This window comes from Nostoc commune NIES-4072, assembly GCF_003113895.1.
GTDB lineage: Bacteria > Cyanobacteriota > Cyanobacteriia > Cyanobacteriales > Nostocaceae > Nostoc > Nostoc commune.
This window is the reverse complement of sequence record NZ_BDUD01000001.1, coordinates 6,149,697-6,161,624: the sequence shown is the minus strand read 5'-3', so window position 1 is coordinate 6,161,624 and position 11,928 is coordinate 6,149,697. Positions and strand designations below refer to the sequence as shown.

Genomic DNA, 11,928 nt, shown 5'->3' with positions numbered 1-11,928 from the left:
AATGCTTTTTGCGTTTGCTCTGGGCCTTGCGATCGCGTATGCTAAATTCAGTCTGATTTGAATTATCTTCTGTGGACAGAAACCGCGAACCGTTTATCAGTCTGGCACTTTACCACGCCTTTAAATGGTCGGTCGTTAGCCCCATGCTTCACGCTTACTTTCGGGGCCAGATTTATGGTACGGAGAATGTCCCCCAATCAGGGCCGTTATTGGTAGTGAGTAATCACGCTAGTTACTTTGACCCGCCAATTGTCTCCAACTGTGTACGTCGTCCAGTAGCGTACATGGCTAAGGAAGAGTTATTTAAAATCCCAGTTTTGGCGCAAGCGATTAAATTGTATGGTGCTTACCCCGTAAGTCGAGGAAGTGCCGATCGCAATGCCATCCGTTCCGCCCTAGAATATCTCAATAATGGTTGGGCTGTCGGTGTTTTCTTGCAAGGTACTCGCACCCCAGATGGTCGAATTACAGACCCCAAAAGAGGCGCACTGCTGCTAGCGGCGAAAGCAAAAGCTCCAATATTACCCGTAAGTGTCTGGGGTACTGAGAAGATTTTACAAAAAGGCTCGTCCCTACCTCGCGCAGTTCCCATCACCGTGAGAATTGGTAATTTGATTGATGCTCCCAGTTCCAGTAATAAAGAGGAATTGGAGGCGTTGACACAAAAGTGTGCCACAGTAATTAACCAGATGCATGATTTAGGACGATAAGCTAGACAAGTTCAGATATATGCTTTAGGGAGGTAGCGATCGCGCCTTGGCCTCTGTATGTTTAAGGTCAATGTGCTCTAGCAATAAAGTCTAACTTTGTGCTTAAATGCAACTGCTAGGCAAATTTACCATAAGTTTCTCTCTAAACAACATATATATGAGCGGCTTTGAAGCCAAGAATTTTTGGGAACGATTAAATAATCTGGCGTTAGTCCGCTTTTTACTTTTAGTTGCTTCTGGCTGGGCAATTGTACAACTTTTAGCTTACTTTGAAGCGGTCATTGTTATTTTTACATTTGCTGCAATTTTAGCTTTTTTACTCAGCTATCCTGTACAATGGCTGCGGCGTTTTTTGCCCCACGGGGTAGCTGTTAGTGTCGTTTTCTTGTTCAGCATTGTGGTTATTGGCAGTCTGATAATTACTGTCGGCTTAACGGTTTTATCTCAAGGACAACAATTAATTGACAGTATAACTGGCTTTGTAAATTCTTTATTACCTCTATTAGAGCAACTAGAAAAGTTTTTGCGAAACCGTAATTTACAGATAAATTTAAGTTTTATTCAAGAACAATTGCGAAACCAAGCTGTATCTAGTCTTGTTACTAGCTTGGCTGTTTTACAAGGATTCATGACGAATTTCCTTACCTTTATATTGATTGCAGTTGTGGCTTTCTTTATGTTGCTAGATGGAGACAAGTTGTGGAATTTTACCATAAAAATAGTACCAAAACATCGCCGAAGTAGATTTACAAAAATAATCAGACGCTCGTTTCTAGGATTTTTTAGAGGTCAGTTGTTATTAAGCGCATTTCTCACAAGTACGACTTTTTTAGTTTTTTTAGTATTAAAAGTACCTTTTGCTTTGATATTGTCAATAATAGTCGGCATTCTTGATATCATTCCTGGCATAGGAGCAACATTAGGAGTAAGCACAGTTACTTTAGTTGTCTTGTCTCAAGGTGTTTGGTTAGCATTGAAAGTCTTAATAGCTTGTATTGTTCTTCAGCAGATACAAGACAACTTGATTTCACCTCGAATTATGCAAGATGCGCTGAATCTTAATCCTGTAGTAGTATTCTTTGCTTTGCTAGTAGGCGCTAAAGTAGCAGGTTTATTAGGGGTTTTTATATCTATTCCCATCGCTGGAGTCATCGTATCTTTATTTGAAATTGATGAGATGAAATCAGAGGTTTAGAGACGCGATGAATCGTTGGAAGTAGAGACGCGATGAATCGCGTCTGTACAAGAGTTGGAAGTAGAGACGCGATGAATCGCGTCTCTAGTAATTAATGTAGAATAGTTTCTTAGCCAATAAAAATTGAGGAATAATGTCGGATTTAAGAGCGGAATTAACAGAAATTTTGGATGAGGCAGAATGGGAGTGGCTAATTCCTCATGTACAAAGAGATGCAGTAATTTTGGTGGCGCTTGAGCTAAACTTGGTGGATGTTGGAGTAGCGATCGCCAGTGATAACACCCCATCAGTGGAACTATGGATTGATGAGCAATTAATTACCAAACCAACGATAGTACAAATAGGAGAATGGAATAGCGATCGCACTAAACGATTTAATACTCTCATCGTTCAGCCTTATGTTCTAGCACAAGAAATAGTTGCTGCTTAATCAGTTTTTTTGGCGTTTTCCATCGGAGCTAAAGTCAATAAAAATATTGATGTAGCATAAAATACATTAATACAATAAGAAGTAGAGAGCGAATATACCTCTCGACCATTCACTAAAGGAAAATTTTCTCCTTTAAGATTTAGCCATCTAGGAGCTAGAATTGTTACGATAATTTCAGATTAGATGTTGAAACCTTGATCCAATCTGAAACCTTAGAACTATTAGAATGGCATCGCCTCTGCCAGCACCTTGCCACCTTTGCGGCAACCAAGCTGGGGGCGACAGCTGCGCGTCATCTGAAAATACCTGATTCTCAGATCCAAAGCGAACAGTTGTTAGAGCAAACCAAAGAAGTCTACCAGCTGGAAACTCGCTTGACCACGGGACTGTCATTTGAGGGAATTCAAGATATTGGCGATTCCTTAGAACGGGCAGAACGCAGTGGAGTTTTAGCAGGGGATGAACTGTTAGCGATCGCTACCACCCTCGCTGGTACTAGAAATTTGCGCCGTGTCATTGACAATCAGGAAGATTTGCCGATATTGACTGATTTGGTTGCCGATTTGCGAACTTATCCAGAATTAGAGCAAGAAATTCACCGATGTATTGATGAACGGGCCCAGGTAACTGACCGCGCGAGTCAAAAACTGGGAGAAATTCGCACAGACTTGCGGCGAGTACGCAGCCAGATTACTCAAAAGCTGCAAAATATATTACAGGCAAAATCTGGCGCAGTTCAAGAACAGCTAATTACGCAACGGGGCGATCGCTTTGTGATCCCCGTAAAAGCACCCCAAAAAGATGCCATCCCCGGTATTGTCCACGATACTTCTACTAGCGGTGCCACGCTATATGTGGAACCGAATTCAGTAGTGCCTTTGGGCAACCAACTGCGGCAAATAATTAGAAGAGAGCAAGCAGAAGAAGAAGCGGTTCGCCGTGCTTTGACTGAACTTGTAGCCGCAGTCAAACCAGATTTAGAAAGATTATTAGCGATCGCTACCACTTTGGATCTCGCAACCGCTAGATCGCGGTATAGCTACTGGCTAGGAGCGAATCCCCCGCGATTTATTCAGCGTGGAGATAGTGAAATCATTACCTTGCGGAATTTGCGACATCCTTTGTTAGTGTGGCAGCAACAGCACGAACAAGGGCAACCAGTAGTTCCTGTAGATTTGCTGATAAATCCGCTAATCCGGGTAGTGACGATTACCGGGCCAAACACTGGCGGTAAAACTGTAACCTTAAAAACTCTAGGGTTAGCAGCATTGATGGCCAAAGTGGGTTTATTTGTCCCCGCCCGCGAACCAGTAGAAATACCTTGGTTTGATAAAGTGCTAGCAGATATTGGCGATGAACAATCTTTGCAGCAAAGTTTATCCACATTTTCTGGACACATCCGCCGCATTAGTCGGATTTTAGAAGCATTAGGGAATGGAGACTTGGAACTGGGGACTGGGGAAAAGGAAATTCCTAATCCCCAATCCCTAATCCCCAATCCCCAATCACTCGTTTTACTCGATGAAGTCGGCGCAGGAACCGATCCAGTTGAAGGAAGTGCCTTAGCGATCGCCTTGTTGCAATATTTAGCTAACCATGCCCAGCTAACGATCGCCACCACTCACTTCGGGGAATTAAAAGCCCTGAAATACGAAGATGATCGCTTTGAAAATGCCTCTGTAGAATTTGACGAAAGTACTCTCTCGCCTACTTATCGTCTGTTGTGGGGCATCCCAGGACGTTCTAACGCCTTAACTATTGCCCTACGCTTGGGATTAAAGCCAGAAGTTGTACAACAGGCAAAAACCCAAGTTGGAGAGGCTACAGATGAAGTTAACCAAGTAATTGCTGGCTTAGAAGCCCAACGCCGTCGTCAGGAAACCAAAGCAGCCGAAGCCCAAAATTTGTTGCAGCAAGCGGAACGTTTATACAAACAAGTATCCGCAAAAGCTGCAAGTTTGGAGGAAAGGGAAAGTAGTTTGCGGGCTTCACAAGAAATAGCAGTCCAACAAGCGATCGCTCAAGCAAAAGGTGAAATTGCCCAAGTAATTCGCCGTTTGCAGAAAGGTACGCCCACAGCCCAAGAGGCCCAGCAAGCTACCAATGCTTTGAATCAAATTGGCCAACTTTATCAGCCAGCAACGCCAGCAAAACCAAAAGCTGGATTTATGCCCAAAGTAGGCGATCGCGTCCGCATTCCAAAATTGGGACAGATCGCAGATGTAATCACCGCTCCCGATGAAGATGGCGAGTTAAGCGTTCGCTTTGGGCTAATGAAGATGAACGTGAAATTGCAAGATGTAGAATCTCTAGATGGTCAAAAACCCGAACCAATCGTCAAACCCAAACCAGCCCCAGCAGCAGTAACCCCACCACCGCAAAGTGTCCCAGAAATTCGGACTTCGCAAAATACCATCGATTTGCGTGGTAAACGGGTAGCTGATGCCGAATACATTTTAGATAAAGCCATCTCGGAAGCTACAGGCCCAGTTTGGATTATTCACGGGTATGGCACTGGCAAACTGCGACAAGGAGTTCACGCCTTTTTGCAACAGCATCCCAGAGTGAACAACTACGAACCAGCAGAACAAGCAGATGGTGGTACTGGTGTTACCGTTGCTCACATAAAATAAAGAGCAAAAATGCTATGTTACTTGAACTCAATCAACTAATTGTTAAAGCCGGTCATCAGTTGTTGATCAAAGATGTCTCCTGGCCGGCATACAAACGAATTTTAGCAGAACTAGGAGACAATCGGAGTTCACGCATAGGTTACAGTCAAGGGATGCTGGAAATAATGGCTCCATTGCCAGAGCATGAAGTAGCTAAAGTTATTATTGGGGATTTGGTAAAACTTTTATTAGAAGAACTCGATTTGGAATTTTGGAGTTTAGGTTCTACAACTTTTGATAAGGAAACTATGAATGCTGGGGTAGAACCCGATGATTGTTTCTATATCCAAAATGAAGCTAGAGTTAGAGGCAAAGATAGAATAAATTTAGAAATTGACCCGCCTCCAGATTTGGCTATTGAAATTGATATTACCTCCCGGACTCGTTTCAATAATTATCAAGATTTGAGAGTACCAGAACTGTGGCGATGGAATGGAAGAAAACTGGAAATAAACGTGCTGTTCAATGGTAAATATCTAGAATCAAATACCAGTTCTATTTTCCCCAATTTACCAATTCAGCAAGTAATTCCCGAATATTTGATGCTCAGTAAAACCAATGGCAGAAATACAACAATGAAAGGATTTCGTGCGTGGATAAGGCAGAAAATTAGTAGCCCGATTTAGTTCAAATTGTTAGAATTAGCTACTCCAAAAGGTTGTGGATAGTGGTATAGATGAAGATAATGTAATCTACGGTATAATTTGACGAGGCAAAATATCGAAATTTTTCATGTTTTAATTATTTGTTTTATGACAAAAATGTTTATTCAAAACGAGACAAGATTAATAAGTTTTCTAGCTCTGGGATTCTGATTGCATTAATTGCTTTTTGTTCAAAATTAAAGTTAAACCTAAAGCCAGTAAAATTCCACCAGCACCTTGATGCTCAGGAACAGAAGTAGAAGGGGCGCTAAATCCATACTTTGCCAAAATTTCTTGTCCATCTGGTGACAAAATATATTCAGCTAATTTTTCACCATCAGGATCGGCATTTTTCAGTGTAGCCAATCCATAATTAGCTTTCGTTGCTAAATAGTCAGGTAACTCTACTATTTGCAGATTTTCACCACCTTCTACTGCTTGGGCAGTCTTCCCACTGGTGTAATAAGATAAAAATATATCTGCCTGCTTTGTTTCTTCTAGAAAGTAGACTAAATTATTTTTGCCATTAGGAACTATAGGAGCATTAGGATTACCACCTACTAATTGCAAAGCTTTATTCTTCAGAATTTGAGAATTACCAGATTTAACCTGATTGGTTTTATCAAATATTTGCCATGCATAGTCACCAGATGGATCTGCTATGGGGGTGGAGGTTCCCACCTTGATTTCGGGTTTTAGCAAAAAATCCAACAAATTATCTGATGTGATCCCAAGTCCTGATCTCACAACAGCAGTCATGCGGTTGCTAGTGAAGTTTACTACAGGTTTGCTTAAACCTTCTTCAAACAATGTCTGAGGGTTCTCAATATCTGCACTAGCAAAAACATCTGCGGATTTTCCAGTTTCGGAGAATTCTTGTTCTATAAATTCTCGTGTTAACCCAGACGGGCCAAATCGCGTTTCTACTGGAATCCCATATTTATCGTTAAAAGATTCAGCTACTTCTGTGAGGCTATCACGCAAACTACCAGCACCGTATAGCTTAACCGCCAATGCCTGAGTTGGTATAATTACACCGACAGCACAAGCTATCATTGAAAAGGCAAAAAAATGCTTTTTCATATTTGTTATATTGCGTTACTATTCTTACCAGTGAATTATCTGTAACCCATATTGAATAATGGGTTTTGGTAAATGTCTAAGCTATTACCTCTGCCCATTAAGTTTACAAATGAGTTCTAATATGTGCGTGGTTCGCGGTTAGAGCTATAGTACCAACTAAGTTGGAATAAATCAATCGCCCAACATCTTCAAACGCTGACTTTATCAAATTTTTAAGTTTGTCATCAGTTACATAGAGACATCAATCGTCCTGATGTTGGCTAGCCTGCCCTGAAATAACAGGCTACACACAAGCGAAACTGGGGTGGGATTATGCCCAGCAGCAAGCAGCACTTTTAGCAAACAGGCAAAAAATTTGTATAGTAATTATGTATACATGAAGACCAAATAATAAACATCAATAAATTTCAAAATTTAAAGCTGCAAATAAATTAGGAGGTATTCTAGATAATTACTTAGCGATAATTAGCGATTAGCATTTAAAACAATAGTCTATTTATACTCTTGTACGGAACTAGCAGCCAAAGTCGGGTAAACCTTAACTAGAATTCATACTTTTCTACTTTGTCGAAAATAAATTTTAATCTAGAGTAGGACAAAGATACCTGCTGTTTACCACATAAAAAAGCTAGATGAAGCCTCTGGCTTAGAGCTATGGGAAACCAAGCTTGATTCTTAAGAGTCTGGTTTCAAAATGGGTAACAGCAACATCCTTTATCAGCTTGATCACCTATGCTAAAAGTTATGCACTCGGCCGCCAACTCAGCCACTCCAAATTCCCAGTGGGAGGATTTAATCAAGCTTCCAGCCCCAAACACAGTTCAATGGGACAATATCAAAACCCAACTAGACTTAGTGCTGTTGGCGCTAGAAACCTTAACTGGGATTGGTTCAGAGGCTATGCTTTCGGCGGCAACTGATCTGAATTTAGAGTCAAGAGTGCCAGACCGCGTAGCTTTATGGCGACTGCGCCAATCAAATCCCCTACGTAAAGGTCAAGGAGGGCGAAAAAAGCTAGATGTCGAAGAAGCGCGATCGCTTGTTTTGATCATCTGCTACCTAGCCAAACAGCACCAGGAATTGATTCGCCGCGCTGTCGGTCTGTTGGAACAAATGGCAGAAAATAACCGGGAACCTCACCAGGCTGCTTTACTTGGAGATTATATTGATGCTTTTTGCAACACCTACCAAGAGCGGATGGAAGAGGACGAAAAAATCTCAACAGATTTACTAACCAACCTGGCCCTAAAACTGCTTGTAGATTTACTTTTTTACAGCGCTCCTGGTGGGCATCGCCGTCTTTGGCTAGCACTTATAGACCGTTCAACAAAATTTTAAATTTTAGATTTGAAATTCCTCAACCAAAATTCGCTCATGAAAGTTTGCTAGATAAGGATTCTCTTTTGATGATCGTTAGTTCTTGGGCAATGCACTATCAACACTGCTGCCTCTTTGCACATCACAGAAGGAACCTGACAAAGTTCTGAGTGGAAGAATCCGCCTTTTCAACTTTTCTTTGCAAGCAACTGGCTCAATTTTTTGCAAAATCTCAAATAGTCTTCTTCGCAGTTCCTGCTATGCCTCTATCAAATTCTGTCATTCGTTGCTACACACCCCCTACTTGCACGCTAGAAGTATTCGCGCAAAGCTCCTCTCTGTCGCGTTGGATGGGGAAAACTGTCCTCAAGCACCTGAGCTTTGAGCTTCGTTTTGATGATCCCCGACTACCAGAAGAACACAAAGTTCCAATTCGAGGCGATCGCGATCAACTTGAAGCTTTATGTGATGCAGTCACAAGCTACGTACAGCAATTCCTCCAACAGTCTCCAGAAAGCTTTTGCGTAAGTTTCTCCGACACCCAGGAGTCAAGCACAGCATTAGGTGAACCGGAATTAAAGTCCTCTACAAAAACATTAAATTCTTTTAGTACCCAGATTCCTGGGGCAAATATCCGCTTAGAACCAAGCAGCCATTTAACTCACAACTTATTTCTCGGTTCTCTCGCTAACCAATCATCTGGCCCCGTAATTAAACTTAGTCTGCTGCAACTATTCGATTTGGCCAGTGCTTTAGATGAATACTCAACTGATGTCATGGCACTCCCAACTCTCAACAGCAGTTCCACTCTGAGGCTCCCTACTTGGGCCCCTGTTGCCGCAGTATTAGTATTAGGTGTAGGTTTTTTACCAGTTACTTGGCAATATGCTAACAACCTTAGAGAAAAGCAACAGCAGACAGCCAAAACCTCAGATCCAGCAGCAGTAAAGGCTGCTTTAGAAACTTCACCCTCACTAAACTTTCCCACGCCTCAGCCTGGACTCAGCAATCCATCAGATAATTTGCTAGGTTCCACTCCTCCACTTTCTACATCCACTTTACCCCAAGCACCTCTAACAGCTCCTAATTCTAGTTTCTCTACAGCGCCACCTCTAAATGCACTGACAATACCTCAAGGGAAGACTTCAACTCTTTCCAAAGCAAGTAATGGGGCAATCGCACCATCTAGCAAAATCCCAGGCCAAGAAATTGCTATATTACCAAATCTTGCACAAAATCCTACAGGGTCAAGTACCCAACCTGGTACTCTCCCTAAGCTGCGGGATTTGCCACCCAGGCTATCTTCCAAGACAAGCAGCTTACCAACTAATATCTCACCAGTTGTCCCCCCATCTCTTGACACCATACCTAATAGTGGCAATACTCCTACCCAACCCTCTCGACTAACCTCACAACAGCTAGAGGAAAGAATTAATTCTCTACAGCAACCTTCTCCTGGAGAGAAACCTGCTTCACAAGTGTCCTCCTCTAGAACTGCGGATAATAATCCCTTTATCGATCAATTAGGGAACGAACGCCAAAGCCCCAAATCTACAGAAGTGGCTACTGGCACATTATTTGATACACCTCAAGTAGCAGAAGCTAGAGAATACTTAAAAAAACGTTGGCAACCACCCACTGGACTAGGACAAACATTAGAGTACAGTCTGATAGTCAGTGTTGACGGCACAATTGAACGAATTATTCCTCTCAATAAGTCAGCAAGAGACTTTGTTGATAATGCTGGGATGCCAGAAGTTGGGAAACCTTTTGTTTCCGCCAATAAACGCGGACAGAATGTCAAAATTCGAGTTGTTCTCACTCCTGATGGCAAAGTACAGACTTTTCCAGATGAATAAAAGTAAATTAATCAGTTTAACTTGAGATATTCCACTAGTCACAACAACCGCCTAGTAATGAATTACTTTTGCTTGTAGCTAAAGTCATCTAAAGATTACTAGTAAACGGTTTCAGTCCACTTGAGTGGACTTTGGCATTAGCCTCAGACTTCAGTCTGAGGCGGGCTAGTACCGCAGGGCGGAAGTCAAAAGTCAAAAGTCAAAAGAATTATATTCCAAGCCTTGCACCATTTAAAATGGGATGTTTATTTTCTCGCTCCTATACTAGTTGATTTATCGAGAATGGTGTAAGATTTCGGTTTAATGCCACTTATAAAACTGGTACAAGCCTTGTGCCATTTTCTATTTACTTCAGTTGCTCTTGAGCTTGCTTTTTGGAGTCCAGTTACCAAACTGGTCTTACTATTGATACCAGTAAATTTACCACTCAATACAATTACTGTTAACACCAATTCTCCAAAATGAAATTATAGATACAAGTCTGGAAACGCAGATGAAATCTGACTTTTCTTAATTACGTTAGCGTAGCAGGGCGTTAGCCATTACGAATTGGTATAAATCACTCAATCAAAAGTAGGAAATATGCAAACAATTGGTACTCAAAAAGACAGTCCAGCTTGGATTATTCAAACCTGGGCAGCTTTTGTGATTTCTATTTCTATGACCACCTTTGGCATTGTAAACTTACCTGTAAATGGCTGGGTGAAAGGTTTTATGGGTATGGGTATGGCTTTCTCTATTGGCTCAACTTTTACTTTGGCGAAAACTACTAGAGACTTACATGAAACTAGAAAATTAACTGCTAGGTTAGACGAGGCAAAAGTAGAAAAATTGCTTTCACAACACGATCCTTTAAATTTTAAATGAAGGCAGCCATAACAATTTTGGATTTTGGATTGCCAATTTTGGATTAATGGGATTTAAACAGAAACCCCTTCAGCAATATCAAACAATACTAACTTTTCCATTTGATGTGATTTATACCAATTTGAAAGATGATTGCCACAGATGTATAGAGAAAACTCAAGTATAGTAAGCGCTTTCCAATCCAAAATCTAAAATCTAAAATTCAAAATTGTATTACACATCAAAAATTAACTAGTATGACCAAAAGCAAAAGGACTGGTATCCAGTCCTTTCTTATCTTGATTTAACGTTTTTATCTTAATAACGGGATTTTTTAGTTTTTAACTTTTGCTTTTTACGCCGACGTTCGCTAGCAGCAACTGCTTGTTCTACCGGATAACCAACTACAGGAATTACCTGATATTTGCGTTCTTGTTCTAATTTTTTCAGTTCAGTGTAATCAACCCAATGAATGCAATCAACTGGACAAGTGTCAATTGCTTCTTGGATAATTTCCTCAGCATCCCCATCTTGCCGAACCACGCGCGATCGCCCATAATCTGGTTCAATGTAAAAGGTGTTACGTGCAACATGAGCGCAATGCTTGCAACCAATACAGGTGATTTCGTCAACATAAACACCATTTTGGCGCAGCAAACCACCCAATTCCGGTTCTAAACCAGAACGTTCAGGGGCATCCCGTAAAAAACCCCCTAATTCTGGTTCCAAACCCGAACGATTTTCTTCTTGTTCTTCCGGCGACGGCAGAAAATCAGCCATTACGCACTCCAGCGCTGTACTACCAGGCGAATTGAACCATCTTCATTTTTTTGTTGTTCAGAGACTTGAAAACCAACACGAGCGGTTTCTTTCACAACTGTTTGATAAGCATAACGCTGTGTTACCTGGCGTAAAAATCCGTCTACAGACTGGTTTTGCTGCCAATATTGCAAGTCAGCCACCAATTCATATTCTTTGCCATTCCATCTAAAACCGATGTCATAGCCATTTTCCTGCTCAATACTAACTTCCGCAGGATGGGTTTGACCGCGATAGCCACGAACTTCGCGTGGGCCGGGCTTCCAGTCTAGGCCCAATTCAGTCAAAGCATCTTTCAAAGAATCAAGGTTACGGATTTGAGTCTTAATTTGGCTAAAGTGTGACATGGTGGT

The 11,928-nt window shown here is 41.5% G+C and carries 11 protein-coding genes; 8 read left to right on the top strand and 3 right to left on the bottom strand.

Annotated features, from left to right (window positions below; genetic code table 11):
- Positions 1-71 precede the first annotated feature (71 nt).
- The 5 genes from CDC33_RS27425 to CDC33_RS27405 all read left to right on the top strand — a co-directional run bounded on the left by CDC33_RS27425 (position 72) and on the right by CDC33_RS27405 (position 5,633).
- The gene (locus tag CDC33_RS27425) at positions 72-710 is read left to right on the top strand and encodes a lysophospholipid acyltransferase family protein (RefSeq protein WP_109011605.1); all 639 of its coding nucleotides are present in this window, start codon (positions 72-74) and stop codon (positions 708-710) included.
- Positions 711-867: 157 nt separating this feature from the next.
- Entirely contained in the window at positions 868-1,905 is a 1,038-nt protein-coding gene (locus tag CDC33_RS27420) for an AI-2E family transporter (protein WP_109011604.1), read from the top strand.
- A gap of 133 nt (positions 1,906-2,038) precedes the next feature.
- A complete protein-coding gene (locus tag CDC33_RS27415) occupies positions 2,039-2,335 on the top strand; it encodes a DUF2288 domain-containing protein (protein WP_109011603.1) in 297 nt (98 codons plus the stop codon).
- A gap of 194 nt (positions 2,336-2,529) precedes the next feature.
- Positions 2,530-4,968, top strand: a complete 2,439-nt coding sequence (locus tag CDC33_RS27410) for an endonuclease MutS2 (protein WP_109011602.1) — start codon at positions 2,530-2,532, stop codon at positions 4,966-4,968.
- Between the two features lie 14 nt (positions 4,969-4,982).
- Entirely contained in the window at positions 4,983-5,633 is a 651-nt protein-coding gene (locus tag CDC33_RS27405; protein WP_109011601.1) for a Uma2 family endonuclease, read from the top strand.
- A gap of 171 nt (positions 5,634-5,804) precedes the next feature.
- Here CDC33_RS27405 and CDC33_RS27400 read toward each other — a convergent pair whose 3' ends face one another.
- Positions 5,805-6,734, bottom strand: a complete 930-nt coding sequence (locus CDC33_RS27400; protein WP_109011600.1) for a molybdate ABC transporter substrate-binding protein — start codon at positions 6,732-6,734, stop codon at positions 5,805-5,807.
- 732 nt (positions 6,735-7,466) lie between these two features.
- Between CDC33_RS27400 and CDC33_RS27395 the strand changes: the two genes are divergently transcribed.
- The 3 genes from CDC33_RS27395 to CDC33_RS27385 all read left to right on the top strand — a co-directional run bounded on the left by CDC33_RS27395 (position 7,467) and on the right by CDC33_RS27385 (position 10,777).
- Positions 7,467-8,072, top strand: coding sequence for a DUF3038 domain-containing protein (locus tag CDC33_RS27395; RefSeq protein WP_012406938.1), 606 nt, complete (start codon positions 7,467-7,469; stop codon positions 8,070-8,072).
- A gap of 239 nt (positions 8,073-8,311) precedes the next feature.
- On the top strand, positions 8,312-9,910 hold the full coding sequence (locus CDC33_RS27390) for a DUF4335 domain-containing protein (protein ID WP_109012727.1): 1,599 nt from the start codon (positions 8,312-8,314) through the stop codon (positions 9,908-9,910).
- Between the two features lie 582 nt (positions 9,911-10,492).
- The gene (locus CDC33_RS27385; protein WP_109011599.1) at positions 10,493-10,777 is read left to right on the top strand and encodes a YiaA/YiaB family inner membrane protein; all 285 of its coding nucleotides are present in this window, start codon (positions 10,493-10,495) and stop codon (positions 10,775-10,777) included.
- A gap of 297 nt (positions 10,778-11,074) precedes the next feature.
- Here the strand turns inward: CDC33_RS27385 and CDC33_RS27380 are convergent, their stop codons facing one another.
- Together CDC33_RS27380 and CDC33_RS27375 are read right to left on the bottom strand one after the other, a co-directional pair.
- The gene (locus CDC33_RS27380; protein WP_109011598.1) at positions 11,075-11,536 is read right to left on the bottom strand and encodes a ferredoxin; all 462 of its coding nucleotides are present in this window, start codon (positions 11,534-11,536) and stop codon (positions 11,075-11,077) included.
- Complete coding sequence (locus CDC33_RS27375) at positions 11,536-11,922, bottom strand: DUF1257 domain-containing protein (RefSeq protein WP_109011597.1); 387 nt, start codon at positions 11,920-11,922, stop codon at positions 11,536-11,538. The genes CDC33_RS27380 and CDC33_RS27375 overlap by 1 nt, the downstream gene beginning before the upstream one ends.
- Positions 11,923-11,928 lie beyond the last annotated feature (6 nt).